Origin of the sequence: Microcoleus sp. Pol10D4, from assembly GCF_036701555.1 — a bacterium.
GTDB lineage: Bacteria > Cyanobacteriota > Cyanobacteriia > Cyanobacteriales > Microcoleaceae > Microcoleus.
The window spans coordinates 150,160-165,655 of sequence record NZ_JAUBRA010000005.1; the positions used below are offsets into that span (position 1 = coordinate 150,160).

Consider the following 15,496-nt stretch of genomic DNA (forward strand, 5'->3'; position numbering starts at 1 on the left):
CTTTTATAATTCAGGAATTAAGTTTTGGCTGCTGAGTCCATTTAAAAAAAACTAAAGTCTCTACAAAGAACTTTAAGAACTTTAGTCTTTACTACGAACCAACTAAAAATCTCAAACCTAAAAAATTATGAAATGGTGGCAAAATCTTAGAAAAAATCCTCTAGCTCGCTTAGGAGCCGTGCTACTGTTAATTTTTTATACAGTCGCACTTTTTGCCGAATTTGTGGCACCTTACGACCCCTATGACTCTCTATTAAACGGTTCATTACTGCCGCCGACTCAGATTTATTTAACCACCCCAGACGGGCGATTTATCGGGCCCCACGTTTATCCGACTACTCAGGGCCCAGTGGAGGCGGATACCGGCGCTCGCGAGGTAATAGTAGACTGGCAAAAACCCTCTGCTGTCGGTTTGTTTGTCAAAGCTTCCCCCTATAAATTTTTAGGAATTTTGCCTTTTGACAGGCACCTGTTTGGTACTACAGGAGAAGGCCAAATTAACATTTTAGGCACCGATGAACAAGCTCGCGATCAATTCAGTCGCTTAGTCCACGGCAGCAGAATTAGCCTCTGCATCGGTTTAGTAGGAATAGCAATTTCTTTCCCCTTGGGATTGTTGATCGGAGGCATATCTGGTTATTTCGGTAGTTGGATTGACAGTATCTTAATGCGCTTTGCCGAAGTATTGATGACGATTCCCGGTCTTTATTTATTAGTAGCGCTAGCAGCAGTATTGCCACCGGGATTGACAAGTGCTCAGCGATTTATATTGATTGTGCTGATTACTTCATTTATCAATTGGGCGGGTTTAGCGCGGGTGATTCGCGGTCAGGTACTGTCAATTAAACAACGAGAATTCGTGCAAGCGGCGCGGGCAATGGGCGCCAACCCAATTTATATTATTGTCCGCCACGTGTTGCCGCAAACTGCAACTTACGTAATTATTTCTGCCACTTTGGCGGTTCCGGGTTTTATTGTGGCGGAGTCGGTTTTGAGTTTAATTGGCTTGGGGATTCAACAGCCAGATCCTTCTTGGGGGAATTTACTATCCCTGTCTACTAATGCTTCAATTTTAGTGTTGCAACCTTGGTTGGTTTGGCCTCCGGCAACACTGATTATTTTGACAGTTTTGGCGTTTAATTTATTGGGGGATGGGTTGCGAGATGCTCTCGATCCGAGAAGCATTCAAAGGTAATATCATTTCCGGTTACACTCCTTATGATGTTGACGGTTGACTGTTCACGGTTGACTGTTCACGGCGTCAACAGTCAACCGTCAACAGTCAACTCGAATTTACTATTCCGATGCTAACGGATTTGATATAATTGGGAGTTAGTAATTTATAGTTCCCAGGCTTAGCGGGTGTAACAGTTACGCACCCTAATTTTGCACATTAACTGGCAACCAGATCGTAAAAGTAGAACCAACACCCTCCTGACTTTTTACGGAAATATTGCCGCCCATCATTAGGCAAAAACGCTGGCTGATTGCTAGTCCCAAACCAGTGCCGCCGTACTTGCGGGTGGTGGAAGCGTCTGCTTGGGTAAAGGGTTGGAAAATGTGCTGCAACTGGTCGGGAGTCATCCCAATTCCTGTATCTGTACAATTAATAACTAAAAATTCTTTACTAGCAATTGAAGATTGATAACTTGCCGCAGGTTCAGAAGTGTTTTCTGGTCTCGCTTCGCTGCTGTCGCCCGAAATTTTTTCGCGGCTGGCTGTGAGGGTAATTGTACCGTTTTGAGTGAATTTGGCGGCATTGCTCAGCAAATTCAATAAAATCTGCTGCACTTTGGTAATGTCACCGTGCATAGTGCCGATATTGCTAATTTGGTCTAAGTTGAGAGTGTTGCCGTTTTTCTCAATTAGCGGCGCGGCGGTGGAGGCGACTTCTTTAATCAAGGCGGCGATGTCGAAGGTTTCTAAGTAAAGATCCATGCGACCGGCTTCGATTTTAGAAATGTCGAGAATGTCGTTAATTAGCGATAGCAAGTGTCTGCCGGAAGAGCGGATTTTGTCTAAATCGGGGATGAGTTCATCGTAACCCAATTCTGCGGTTTCTTCTTGGAGCATTTCGCTGTAGCCGATGATGGCATTCAGAGGTGTTCGCAGTTCGTGGCTCATGTTTGCTAAAAATGCGCTTTTTGCGGTGGAAGCGGCTTCGGCTGCTTCTAGGGCGAGTTGCAAGGCGGATTCAAAGACTTTGCGATCGCTAATATCCTCAACACTGCCTTCATAGTAGAGTACCTTGCCATTGGCGTCGCACACTGCACGCGCGCTTTCGGAAATCCAAATTACCTTGCCGTCAACGCGGTAAACTTCTGACTCAAACCCCGAAACTTCTCCGAATTCTTCCATCACCCGCATAAACTTGTCGCCCTGCTGAGGATTGACGTAAGCTTGCTGCCTGATGTTTGTGAGATTTGATGTCAATTCTTCGGGAGTGGCGTAGCCGTAGATGCGGGCTAAAGCTGGATTTACGCTCAAGAAGTGGCCTTCGGGGGTTCTTTGAAAAATGCCTTCGACTGCATTTTCAAAGATGCTGCGATATTTTTGTTCTGCTTGACGCAAAGCGCTTTGTGTACGATCGCGCTCGCTGGCTTCGATCGCCAATGATACCAAATCTGCCAGGGAAGCAGCAAAATTTTGTTCTTCTAAGGTCCAGTTGCGAGGAGTTCCCACTTGTTCGATACAGATGACTCCGACTGTTTGTCCTCCCAGCCGCACCGGCGCATCTAAGGTTGATGTAGTACCCACTTGTGCAAAGTAAGATTCGGCAAATTCTCTGGTTCTAACATCTGAGAGAGCGTCATCGGCTGCGATCGTCCGGTATTCTTCCAAAGCTTTAAAATAAGCTGGATAGTCTGCTGCTGTCAGTTCGGCACCTTGGGAATGCTGCTGGTTGCTGCTGCTAAATTGGTCGAGACATTGCAGTTTCGATCGGCTTTCGTCATACAACCACGCTGTGGCTCCTTCTGCATCTAGGGTATGAGTGGCAGCTTCGGTGATTTGCCTCAAAGCTACTTGCAAATCGCCTCGATACAGCGCTTTATTTCTTGCCAATTCTACCAAAACCGTATTTTGTTTGAGCAATTGTTTTTGCCTTTGGCGTCGCGCTGATTCGGCTCGCTTCTGTTCGGTAATGTCGCGGGCTACCACAATGACGGATTCTTCTGAAAGCGGTGAAATGCTGGCTGCGAAACAAACTTCGCGGTCGTCAATGGTTAAATCGTACTCGATGCTGACAGTTTGCTGAGTATCTAAAGCTGCTCGGATGTGCTTGAGAAAATTGTCTGATGTAGCTTGCGGAAACACATCTGTGACTGTTTGGCCAACTAATTCTTCGATTGGTTTGTAGAGCAGAGAAAGATTTGTGGGCGCGATTTTTAAATAGCGACCGCTGGTGTCCACAACTATAATTAATTCATTCATAGCTGCAAACAAAGCCCGCAATTCTGCTTCTGCAGCTTCGAGTTCGGCAGTCCGCTCTGCTACTCGCTGTTCTAAACTAGAGTTGGTTTGTTCTAGGGCAACAAAAGACGATCGCAATTGTCTGGCCATTTGGTTGAAAGACTGAGCTAGGAGACCGATTTCTTTGACTCCTTGAACTTCGACTTGACCGTCTAATTCTGGGGAGGTGAAGTCGGATGATTCCGACATTTTTGTTAAAGCTTTGGAAGCTTCCAGCAATCGGGTAATCGGTTTGACAACCCAGCGAGAGGTAAATATTCCGAGAACGATCGCCAGTACGAAGGCAAAAAAGCACAATAAGATAGTTGTGCGAGTGTTGGCGTTAATTTGCTCCATAAAGTCGGCTTCCGGGATTGCGACTACAATCAGCCAATCGAGGCCGCGGCCGTCTTGCAGGGGAGCAACGGTAATGAATTGACGTTTGCCGTCTATCTCGAAGGTAAACTGTCCTTGGCTGTCAATTTGTTTAAAACTACCAAATCGTTCTTGCAAGTATGTGGAAGCCGATCGAATTAGCAAATTTTTGCTCTGTGTCGCCAACAGCCGTTCTTGTCCGTCTTGGCCGGTGACAAAGGGCAATTCGTCTGTGGAACTGGCGACTATTTTCCCGCTGCGTTCGATCGCAAAAACTTGTCCCGACGGGCTAATTTTGATGCTTTTGAGAAAATCGCTGATTTGAGAAAGAGTCAAGTCAATTGCCAGTACCCCCTGCAGGCTACCCGTTTGGCTGTAGATCGGCCTCACCGGCGTAATCCCGAGAACTGGCGAGGCTGCGAAGACGTAGATGGGAGACCAAGTGGCTTTTCCTGACTGTTTGGCAGCTTGGTACCACGGTCTAGTACGGGGGTCATAGGGGAGGCTTTGGATTAGCTCAGTGCGATTTCCTTGGCTGTCGAGGCGATAAATTTCGCGGTTTGGAGCGGTTGATTCGTCTCTGATGTATACTAAGTCTTCTGCTTCTCGCTTGAGCAAGAGGAATCTGCCCTGTTCGTCGCCGTAGTAGATGGTTGTATTTCGATCGCTCAGCTTCGTCTGGTTCCACAAATAGCGCTCTAAGTTGGGGAAGTCTTCCGGGTCTAAGTTTCCAGAGGCGATCACAGCAGTATTCATTTGCAGGAATAAATGAGACACATCCCCAAAACTGCGGAAATTTTCTTTCGTCCTCGCTGCAACTTCCAAGCTTAACCTCGTAGCAAGGTCATTGACAGCTTTCTGGCCGTTGCGAAACGACAGCCATCCAGTCACGCCGACTGCTACGGAGATTTGCACCACCAGCGGTATCAACAAAACTAGGCTCAGTGACATCTTGGGCGAGCTTTTCATCAGACAACTGTTCAGACTTTTCAATAACATCAATATTGTGACACCTACCGGGTTTGCCTATCCTTTGTCGTTTAAAAGATGCCCTAGATAATATAAGTTACAAATTTGTACAGGAATAGTGAAGTGCGGTAGCCGCCTACTCAAAACTTGGCTGAGGTTTCCACGGCTACTGTAAAAACTTGTAATATTAATCATGCCACTACTTCTGTGAATGTGGCGATCGCTCTGGGGACTCGCGGCCAAAAAGTCACACCAGGTTAGAAAAAATGCAATTTTAGACCCGCGATTCCAACCCTGATTGTCATCAGTCATTCCCAATTATTTTATTCTTTAATCTAAAATTTAAAATCTCAAATCTAAAACTGTATCAGTTCCTCCGGGTGCGGATGCCCACCTTACCCCTGCTTAATAAAAATTTGATTTTTCTTTTTTCTACAGTGCCAGGACAAATGTAAATTATGTGACAATCCACTGTTAGAAAATTTGCTATTAATAAGATAATCGACCAAAATCCCGATCGAGCGCTCATAGGATAATTGAAACATCTGCAGTTCATTGGGGGCCGCAAAGTAAAGCGTTTTTGGCTTTTTTGGACGATCGATCTTTTGGCAAAATAATACTTCTGGAGGATGACATGAACTATACATTTGAAATCCTGGGCGTATCTCCAACTTTAACATTTTTTAACCAGCAGCAAGAATTGCTGCAACAACAGCAGCAGTCCGGTGTAGAATACTTGGCAAACCGGAAGTGTACTCTCGATGCGTTTGTGGCATCCGTAGAGACAGTTTCTCCTAACCGCGGCTGGGATGTCGATCGAGTTGTAGACACCGTGATTAGTTTCTGGATGAACAATTCCGATAGCATCCAGTATTGGAGACACAGGCTGCGGGATGCCGGCAGCGAAAACTTGTTAGTAGCCAGAGTAGGCGATATCAAGTCTTTGCAAGCTGCATTTGAATCGCTGCTGGGCGAATAGAAAAATCGGGAATTGCGAAAAAGTCGATCGACTTTTTCGCAAAAATCCACTCAACAGTCTATTAGCAATTCCCAATTCCCCTGATTCGCGGCACGGAAGTCGCAGATATAAAATATCTGTTTCTTCCAGCTTCTACCTTCCATCTGCCTGATGCCTTCAACATCTGGCTAATGACTAATGACTTCGCAATTGGCAATTCCCAAATATTATGTCTCGTTCCAAAGCCCTGCAATCTTATATTTTTGTCCGCTTGCTTCTGGCACCCCTAATGTTGTGGACAATCACCACAGCAGTATTTTTATTGTTGCGGGCTACTCCGGGCGACCCCATAGATGCCATTCTCGGCTCACGAGCTCCCGCAGCCGCCAAAGAAGCAATGCGAACTCAACTCGGCCTCGACGCACCCCTGTGGGAGCAATATCTCAAATACATGAAAGACTTGTTGAGCTTCGACTTGGGAACATCCATCACAACTCGCGGACAAAGCGTGTGGCAAATTATCGGAGATTATTTCCCCGCTACAGTGGAATTAGCAGTTTGTAGCATGGCCATAGCTTTAATTGTCGGCATCAGTATCGGTTCCTTAGCAGCATCTCGCCCCAACAGTATTTTCGATGCTGCAGGCCGTTTGTTTGGCATTATCACTTACTCGCTGCCCGCTTTTTGGGCCGGCATGGTTTTGCAGTTGATTTTCGCAGTGCAGTTGGGCTGGTTTCCCTTGGGAACTCGCTTTCCCGTGACATTCCCCGCCCCCGAAGGCTACACAGGACTATACACTATTGACAGTCTCCTGAGCGCTAACCCTGGTCAGTTTCTCACATCTTTGCATTATTTGGCCCTTCCGAGTTTAACGTTGGGGATTCTTTTGAGTGGCATTTTCGAGCGCATTGTCAGAGTGAATCTCAAGCAAACTTTGCAAGCAGATTATGTCGAAGCAGCTAGAGCTAGAGGCATTCCCGAATTCCAGATTTTATGGGCTCACGCTCTGAAAAATGCACTAATTCCGGTGATTACTGTCTTAGGATTGACTTTTGCTGCACTGTTGGGCGGTGCAATTTTAACAGAGGTTACTTTTTCTTGGCCGGGGTTGGCAAATCGTCTTTACGAAGCGATTAGCTTGCGGGATTATCCAACTGTTCAAGGTATTGTGGTGTTTTTTGCAGCAATTGTCGTAATTGCCAGCATTGTAATTGATATTTTGAATGCTTACGTTGATCCGCGAATTCGCTACTAAAAATATCAAGGAAGAAGGGCAACGGATATGCGAATGCGTCACTAAGCTGTTGTGCATTTAAATTGTATTTTGAGGGCGGGCAGGATGTCCAACCCGTACTCCCCACAAGAGTGAAAATTTATTTGACAATGCAATTTAAAGGCGGATTAGCTTATCGGCTTTTTCTACCTGTCCTTTCTGCCTGGGCCAGATGTTTCAGCTAGCGGTGGCCCTGTAGAAGCAGTTCTCAAAAAGATCGATCGGCTTTTAGAGTGACGACACTTGGCAGTTTATGGGCAATACTGGAGAAAATAAAATTATACATTTGAGGAAACGCTGATGAGATTATTGCGAACAATCGCCGCTCTATCGGCTGCCTTGACCCCATTGATGGCTGAAGCTGCCTTTAGCCGTCCCATGCCGGGAACAGCCGATTTTCCCAGAGCCTCAAACCCCCAAGTAAATGTGCCGATTTGCTTCATCGAAACTCCAAGCGGCACAACTTTTGATTTAGCCAGTTTGTGCGGCACCAACGCAGATCCCCAAAACACTGCTGCGGGCAATGCTCCTGCAAATAACCGCAATGCAGCCACTCCTCCGCCTCCTCCCCCGAACCCCAACGCCATCACCATCGATGGGGCCGGTACCCCGATAACTACTCCTGCAGGCACGGCAAATCCCAACAATCCCAACAATCTCACTCCGGGGACTTCGCCCGCAGGTACTCCCAATGCTAATCCGGGAACTTCGCCTGCAGCTACTCCCAATGCCAATCCGGGAACTTCACCGAGTACCAATCCCAATAATCTCAATCCGGGAAGTGCGCCCTATATCACTCCCAATAATCCCAGTCTGGGAACTTCGCCGAATACCAATCAGAATAATCTCAATCCGGGAAGTTCGCCGAGTACCAGTCCCAATAATACTGCCTCTCCCACGGGCGGAACTGCTGGCGACAGCAACAGCGATTTAGTTCCCAATCCCAATCTCAATCTTCCGAGAGTGCCGCCGAGTTCCTTTGGCCCTGGAGGTGTGGCACCGACTAGAGATGCGATTGATGGCCCCCGCCAGTAATCGGTGAAGTGTCAGAACTTTCTTCACAGAAACCGGGTTTCTCGGAAACGTTCTCTTTTTCAGGGATATTTCACCCGCGAGAAAGCCGGAATATTTATTTGCCTGCTTAATATAGCTCTTAGGTGCGATCGGCATATTTTGTAGCAGAGTAGCGAAATAGAAGTTAAGCTAAGAACTTGTAGGCGCTATCTGCCAAGCACTCTTTCAAAACTGGACAACCAGGTAGAAGTAGTGATAGATAGCTAGCTTTAATCCGTAACAGGATTAGTTATCAGCACAGGTTAAAATTATTACCAGGCGGGTACTTGCCAGCTCCAAGTTCTCAAGCTAAACCATTAAACAGGCATATTTTTGTTAAGCCAGTGTGGTTTGGAAAGTACCGGCTGATAACATTAGCGAGACAAAATTAACCCGATTATTCGGAGGCTCTTGATGAGCAAAATATTTGTTTTAATAAATTGGAACAAAATTGCTCTAGACCCGATCGCACTTGAGGAGGACATCTAGTGTCAAACTTAGTTCAACGCTTAGAAATAACCGCTCATCCGCAACTTGAAAAATCCCTCGGCTATCGAGGAGATAGTCGCTGGGTAGCTTGGCGCTGGGAGTCCGACATCGACCAACTTATTTCCAGCGACGGCAAAACTGTCGGCACTGGCAATAATATGGCTTGGCTGGTGTTTTTGCAGCACGATTTAGTCGATCCTGCGGTACAAGAGTACAACCTCGGCGAGGGCGATCGCTACTGGCTGCTTTTAGACACCGAAACTAGAAATCTCTACGTCGGCGAAGGGAAAACAGTTCAAAGTCTGCTCGAACAGCCGGAAAGTTTAGGTTTATTGGCCTGTCTCGATGGCGGGAATGCCGATCGACAAACTGGTAATAATTGGCAGCAAACGCTATCTCAACTAACAGCCAAACCAGTTGTTCGCAACCTGACAAATGCCCTTCCTTTCGGTATCGCGGCTGCTTTGATAGGTGCTTTAGGCATCGGAACCGGATTGTGGGTAGTGCCAACTGTGCAGCAGAAACTAGCCGAAAAAGCTGCTTTTATTTCCCCCATTAGTTCTGGCGCCAACTGCGGGCTTGGCGGTTCCGACGATTTTTCAGCTTATATCGGTTCCTCAAGCGGAAATAAAGAACTTCATTTAATAGGCGTTTACGAAGCCAATGCGGATCACAAGAACCTAGATTTATCAAAAAGGGCGATCGAAGTCAAAGTAGAACGTCGCAACAAGCCAATAATTCTCGCACTTTCAGCCTACGAACCCGTGCAATGGAACATTACTGCAGAACCGGGCGCAGTTATCGAAAAAATCATCGTTAACGGATACCACAACCAAACTGTTTCAGGAGTTTCGGGAATTCCGGTAGAAGAGCACAGCTACGAAGAAACCGGAGACAATCTCGGCGACTTTATCTACAAGTGGGGTGCTACCGCTGAAAGTTCCAATACTTCTTCCCTCGTGACTAAATTGGAACAGAAAAACGGCACCAGTTTAACTTCTTTTCAAGGATGCTACAGAGGTAAGAACTTTAGTATTAATTGAGATCAGCGACAGAGGGCGGCAAGTTATACCCTTTTCGATTTTCGATTTTCGATTTGGAATAACTGATTCGATATGGGTTTGGAAGTTGTTACAGTTCCATTCTTGTTTTTTACTGGTGTTAAAACCTATGCCCCTAAAATCAAAACCCGCGTCGGCGGGTTTTTTATTGAGAGTTAAACTTATTTGCATCTCTATGGTATGATATCCGGTGGCGTGATCACCAATTCCCAATTCTCACAATACTAATAGATTTCTTATGAAATACTGGTACGAAACGCTCGCAGTAGCACAGCGGATTTTAATTGAATTGGGGAGGCGGCGACGCAGCTTAGTCTTGTGGAGTATATTTCCAGTTTCTATCTTGGTAATTAACGGTTTAATTTTAAAAGAACGCGCTAATCTCACCACAGCAAAAGCCTTTGAAGTTGCTGCACCTGCAAGCTTAGTAGGAGCAGCTTTATTTTTTAGCTGTCTCGGTGGTAGCGTAGCAACAGTAGTAGCAGAGCGAGAACAGCATACCCTCAAACGCTTGTTTATTTCCCCGCTGAGCGGTACTTCCTACTTTTTAGGGATTTTCCTGGCTCACAGTTGCATCGGCATCGGTCAAGTAATTTTAGTATACACGATCGCCTCTTGTTTAGGAGCGCAATTTCAAGGCTCTATTTTGTTAGGATGTGCGATTATTCTGCTGAGTATTGTATCTTATGTAGGTGTAGGCTTTATTCTCGGCACCCAGTTTGCGAGCCGCACTGAAGATGTCAACTCGCTAGTAGCAGCTTTCGGCGTTCCTTTGTTGATTTTAGGAGGCGCATTTTTGCCAACTTCGCTGTTTCCAAAAAGTCTGCTAGATCTCGCCCAGTATAATCCAGTTTATCACATGAACGAAGCGCTGATGGGCGTGTGGGCTGACGGCAAAGATTTGGCTGATATTGCAGAACACTTTTGGTATTTATTGATATTTTCTATTGCCATGATTGCAGGTGGATGGCTTTCTTACCGCAGGATGCTGAGAGTAGAAAGAAGACTTTAAAACTATCTCATTATGTCGTAATTATTCATCTCTCTCTTCTCCGACTCAGCGCCCTCTGCGCTCTGTGCGGTTTAATCGTTTAGAAACAACCGTAAATATATAAAATAATACGGAGAATTAAAGCAGTGCTGCAAATAGAAAAGCTAAATAAGTCCTATGGCGATCGTTCAGTGCTTAAAGATTTAACACTGCACATTCAATCTGGAGAAATTTACGGTTTGCTCGGGTCAAACGGGGCGGGCAAAACTACAACTATCAATATTTTATGTAATTTGCTAAATGCCGACAGTGGCCAAGTTTCTATCAATGGTGAACCTGTTTCTGACTCTACAAAATTGTTAATAGGGGTAGCGCCCCAAGAAAATTTGCTTTACAAAAGCCTTAGCTGTGAAGAAAACCTCAACTTTTTTGCTCAAATTTACGGCTTAGAGCGCAAACAGCGCCGCTATCAAGTAAGACACTGTTTGAAAGCAGTAAATTTGACAGATAGAGCTACCAGCCCGGTGGAAACTTTGAGCGGAGGAATGCAGCGGCGTTTAAATATTGCGGTAGCTTTGGTACACCAGCCTAAATTAGTAATTTTAGATGAACCCACAACGGGTTTAGATATTGAGGCACGCTATGAAATTTGGGAGTTAATTCAGCGATTGCAATCGCAAGGAATTACAATTTTGCTAACAACTCACTTGTTGGATGAAGCTGAGCGGCTGTGTCAGAGAATTGGGATTTTAAAGAATGGCAGTATTGTGGCTGAGGGCAGTTTAGAAGAGTTGCAAAAACTGATTCCTGCTCAAGAAATTATCGTGGTAAAAACCGACGAAGAAGCTGAAGTTATCGCCCGCGCTAAACAATACAGTTTCATCCCCCGTCGCTACGGTAGCGATTTGGCTTTTTGGCTGCCGGAACGTTTAGAATTAAAAGAGATTATTCTGCTGTTCGATGGGATTTCTATTGATTCAATTGCTCGGTATCCGGTGCGGTTAGAACATATTTATGTCGAAGTCACCAAACAAACTGTATCCTAATCTGCGTCCATCCGCGTACATCCGCCACCATCTGCGGTTAAAGTTCCAAAGTAATTAACTGAGCAATTTCTTCAGTCTGAAAACCTAGAGCCATAGGCTTTTGCACTTGGGGAATCACCTGCACATCATAGAGTTCCGTGACAATTCCTTCAAACCGCAACCAGTGAACGATCGCCCCATTCGTCAAATCGATCGCCATCATACCACAGCGAGCCTCAGCTCAAATTTCCCTGTATCTAAATCCACATAACCCAATTCCCCTCTCCCCGAATTCAGCAACCACAACTTGTCTTGATACCAGCGCGGTGAGTGCGGCATTGACAATCCTGTGACGATAATCTCATTAGATTCGATATCAATAACTATACCGCTGTTTTGTCGGCGATCGCGCCAGCCATCCACCACATCCGACTGACTCGACGCTGTGACATATTTTGCTTCCCCCCCACCATTGCCAAACCGTTGAGGTGACAGCGGTCTTCATTTATATATTGTGAGATAAAACCTGGTTTCCAGAGAGGTTTGCAACTGTGGCGATCGCTCAAAGTAACGATACAATTAAACAAAGTGCTAATAAAAAGGATTTGATTATTTTTATCGACAGCGATATCGTGAATGTCGATATCGGAAGCATCCCGGTTTTGCGCTTTTGAGCATCAAACGGATATTGATCCGTTAAGGTAGGCGCACCGAAGCTTAAGCATTTGATTGACATTTTTCATCAACCACTGCGCTCCTGAAATTTTCAACCTTCTATCAATTTGTTTTACTGCCGACTCTACAGCTCCCGAACCGATGGAGCAAACCTTTTGTGTTGACAATTGCCCGTAGTTAACAATTCGTCGGCGATGCTTCTCCAAATAAGCACAAAAGTTCTGGGCTTGTTTTTGACGGCAAGACTTAAATAAATTGATGGTTTCCTCGACTCGTCCTTGCCGCAAAAACTCCTTACCCTGCGCCAGACGCTTCAACGAGCCACCGACCTTACATAGATTTTCAACTAAGTGATACCAATCTAAAATTTCCCGCCGCGCCCCGTCAGGATTCAACTGGACAATGATATTCCAAATGCCATCACGGGGCGATCTCTCAAACAGGTTAGTACCTCTGATAAAGGCTGACTGTCCACATAATTAATTAACGCTTGATTCTCAAGAAAAAATGCCCCGTAATAACTGTCGTGCAGTCGCACAGCCTTATAGTCAAGCCAGTGACTGCCCTCTCCCTCTTCTTTTCTCAGACGCACTTTCCCCCCATCCACACTGGTTTCTTTACCTCCGAAGTAGCTATTCTGGACGCCCATTCTTGCTTTTCCACTAATCGGTGTAAACAAGTGTGACCTATGTGCACTCCCGTCTGGGCTTCTATTTCACTCTCAGCTTTCTCATAATAGAGATTAGCCACCTGATGGAGGCAGCATTTTTCAAATAATGGAGCTAAACGAGTAGATTTTTTCACTCCCAATTTTTCGGCTTGTTTTTCAGTAATTATTAGTTTACCGATGCAGCTTTTTACTGTGCGAGACCGTCCTGATTCTGTTCCGGTTGCCTGTTTGATAAAAAAAACCAACCTCCGGCCCGACTAATTCTAGCCATTGCTCTCGAATATGCTTTTCGATTGTTTCCAGACTTGATAATTCTGAGACCGGAGTATTTGTGTACATAATCTCGGCAATCTCAGCAGCACAAGCTTTTAAACGCTCCTTCTGTTCAGGGGTCATAGCCACTCCTCCTACAAATGCAGTTCACGCTTCTGTTGACGCTCTACCTATTATCCTCTCTGGATAGCACTTTTACAAAATCGGGATGCTCCCATTGACAACTCGATGGATAGCCAAGCATTTGAGGTATTTACCCTTGAAATGTTTAGTGCCACAATTGTGGTCGGGAGCAGTAGTAGTGATGGATAACTTACCAGTGCATAAAGTAGATTCAATTAAGCCAGTAGATTGAAGCAGTGGGTGCTTCTATCTTGTGTTCGTCCCCCTACTCTCCTGATTTTAATCCTATTGAATTATGGTGGTCGCAACTCAAATTTTTATTGATCCAGTTTTCACCAACCAGCACTAAAATGGTTGACACCATAATTGCTGTGGCTCTTGACTTAATTAATCCGAAACATCTTAAAAACTGGTTTACTAATTGCTGCTACTGTACCTCATAACATCCGGAAGTGCTGTAAAAAAATCCGACCCACATCTGCGGAATGTGGGTTCAAAGGCGGCTGCTTTTGGCTGCAATCATTTTTTAGTCTAAACTACAGTTAAAAAAATGGTATAACAATTACCAAAAAAAGGACACAGCATGGCTGTGTCCTCACCCGTATCTTGTAGGAACACGGCATTACCGTGTCCCCATCCGTACCCTCGATATCCCAATTAGGATTCTTGTCGTTTAGAACAAGAAAAATTCAGAATTACCGGAAATTCCCAAATCGACATCGACAGTAGCAAACAAACTGTTACCACCAACCGTAGAACCGTTGCTATCGTAATACAGTTTAGTAGATGCAGACAAACTGTCGTAGATAGCCATGATCGATGGCCCGGTCAAAGTGGCTTCAAGCACAGTTACATCAGACACTGTACTGCTGTAAGCGTAGAAACTCGACAAGAATCCAGATCCGGTTGTAAAGGCTGCAAAACCAGTGCTGTTGAGATCAATTCGATCATCAGTAATGCTGTAACTGGTAATTACATCCCCGCCGCCAGCAGCAGTTCCGTTGAACACAAACACATCCGCACCAGCACCACCGTTGAGAACATCGGTTCCCGCATCATTGTATAAAGTGTCATTCCCGATGCCGCCGTTGAGAGTATCGCTACCCGCGCCGCCGAAGAGATTGTCGTTACCATCGTCGCCGGAGATGCTGTCGTTACCCGCACCGCCGACTAAAATATCAGTACTCGATCCCCCGTTCAAGATGTCAGCGAACTCAGTACCCGTGACGTTGTTAGAACCAGAACCTCCGGTAAACAAGACAGGAGTGGTGAAGTTGTAACCGCCAGCACCGGAACCGAAATTGTTAAAGTCGGTTGGGTAAGTGTTCCCAGCAGCAGTTAAATCAACAATGCTGCCTGAGTTGGTAGTAGTACCAGTGGGAGAAGAGGCGATGATCGTACCTGTAAATACAAAGTCCGCCGTTCCCAGATTGCTAGCAGCAGTACCCAGATTCGCAATCAAGGTAGAACCACCGGCTACGGTACCGTTCGAGTCAAAATACAACACCGTTTCGTTTGAGCCATTAGTAAAGGCGAAGAAACCAGCAGTTGTAGAATTGCCCAGGGCTGTAGCTTGTGCAGCTTCCAAAGAGGCATAACTGCCGCCTGTGAAAATCACGAACTCTTTGCCAGTAATGTCAGGAGTTGAACCGCTAACACCGTCAAAGTTAGTCGTAGTCAAATTACCGAAAGCGCTCGCGCTAAACTCGAATTTGTCTACCCCAGAGGTAAAGTCAGTAATCGTATCACCGCCTTCGCCTGTTGCTTTGTAAACAAACAGATCCGCACCAGCACCGCCAGTCAGAATATCTGCACCGCTGCCGCCGCTGAAGATGTCAGCAAACTCAGTACCCGTGACGCTGTTAGCATCAGCATTTCCGGTAAACAAGACAGGAGTGGTGAAGTTGTAACCGCCAGCACCTGAACCGAAATTGTTAAAGTCGGTTGGGTAAGTGTTCCCAGCAGCAGTTAAATCAGCAACGCTGCCGGAGCTGGTAGTAGTACCAGTGGGAGAAGTACCAGTATCAGAAGACGTGATCGTACCTGTAAATACAAAGTCCGCCGTTCCCAGATTGCTAGCAGCAGTACCCAGATTCGCAATCAAGGTAGAA

10 protein-coding genes and 2 pseudogenes are annotated in these 15,496 nt (G+C 45.7%); 7 read left to right on the forward strand and 5 right to left on the reverse strand.

Annotated elements, in window-relative coordinates; translation table 11 throughout:
- Window positions 1–127 precede the first annotated feature (127 nt).
- Window positions 128–1,195 carry an ABC transporter permease gene (locus QUA36_RS04910; RefSeq protein ID WP_333161303.1) on the forward strand — a complete coding sequence of 356 codons (1,068 nt, stop codon included), beginning with the start codon at window positions 128–130 and terminating at the stop codon, window positions 1,193–1,195.
- 185 nt (window positions 1,196–1,380) lie between these two features.
- On the opposite strand, the gene QUA36_RS04915 is transcribed toward QUA36_RS04910, so the two are convergent.
- Window positions 1,381–4,794, reverse strand: a complete 3,414-nt coding sequence (locus tag QUA36_RS04915; RefSeq protein ID WP_445301416.1) for a PAS domain S-box protein — start codon at window positions 4,792–4,794, stop codon at window positions 1,381–1,383.
- 634 nt (window positions 4,795–5,428) lie between these two features.
- Between QUA36_RS04915 and QUA36_RS04920 the strand changes: the two genes are divergently transcribed.
- The 6 genes from QUA36_RS04920 to QUA36_RS04945 all read left to right on the forward strand — a co-directional run bounded on the left by QUA36_RS04920 (window position 5,429) and on the right by QUA36_RS04945 (window position 11,665).
- Window positions 5,429–5,773 carry a hypothetical protein gene (locus tag QUA36_RS04920; RefSeq protein ID WP_333161307.1) on the forward strand — a complete coding sequence of 115 codons (345 nt, stop codon included), beginning with the start codon at window positions 5,429–5,431 and terminating at the stop codon, window positions 5,771–5,773.
- Window positions 5,774–5,981: 208 nt separating this feature from the next.
- Complete coding sequence (locus QUA36_RS04925; protein WP_333455915.1) at window positions 5,982–7,007, forward strand: ABC transporter permease; 1,026 nt, start codon at window positions 5,982–5,984, stop codon at window positions 7,005–7,007.
- A 318-nt stretch (window positions 7,008–7,325) separates the two neighbouring features.
- Window positions 7,326–8,060: a hypothetical protein gene (locus QUA36_RS04930; RefSeq protein WP_333161311.1), complete on the forward strand. Its 735-nt coding sequence runs from the start codon at window positions 7,326–7,328 to the stop codon at window positions 8,058–8,060.
- 506 nt (window positions 8,061–8,566) lie between these two features.
- On the forward strand, window positions 8,567–9,610 hold the full coding sequence (locus tag QUA36_RS04935) for a hypothetical protein (RefSeq protein ID WP_333455917.1): 1,044 nt from the start codon (window positions 8,567–8,569) through the stop codon (window positions 9,608–9,610).
- Between the two features lie 256 nt (window positions 9,611–9,866).
- Window positions 9,867–10,640 carry an ABC transporter permease gene (locus QUA36_RS04940; protein WP_333455919.1) on the forward strand — a complete coding sequence of 258 codons (774 nt, stop codon included), beginning with the start codon at window positions 9,867–9,869 and terminating at the stop codon, window positions 10,638–10,640.
- 125 nt (window positions 10,641–10,765) lie between these two features.
- The gene (locus QUA36_RS04945; protein ID WP_333455921.1) at window positions 10,766–11,665 is read left to right on the forward strand and encodes an ABC transporter ATP-binding protein; all 900 of its coding nucleotides are present in this window, start codon (window positions 10,766–10,768) and stop codon (window positions 11,663–11,665) included.
- A gap of 37 nt (window positions 11,666–11,702) precedes the next feature.
- On the opposite strand, the gene QUA36_RS31280 is transcribed toward QUA36_RS04945, so the two are convergent.
- From QUA36_RS31280 to QUA36_RS04965, 4 genes and pseudogenes are all read right to left on the reverse strand, one after another.
- The gene (locus tag QUA36_RS31280) at window positions 11,703–11,867 is read right to left on the reverse strand and encodes a DUF4915 domain-containing protein (protein WP_445251290.1); all 165 of its coding nucleotides are present in this window, start codon (window positions 11,865–11,867) and stop codon (window positions 11,703–11,705) included.
- Window positions 11,864–12,288: pseudogene (locus QUA36_RS31285) on the reverse strand (DUF4915 domain-containing protein). Before QUA36_RS31285 ends, QUA36_RS31280 begins: the two are co-directional and overlap by 4 nt.
- 33 nt (window positions 12,289–12,321) lie before the next feature.
- Window positions 12,322–13,385: pseudogene (locus QUA36_RS04960) on the reverse strand (ISKra4 family transposase).
- Between the two features lie 673 nt (window positions 13,386–14,058).
- The coding region (locus tag QUA36_RS04965; protein WP_333455923.1) for a calcium-binding protein at window positions 14,059–15,496 on the reverse strand (1,438 nt) is incomplete at its 5' end.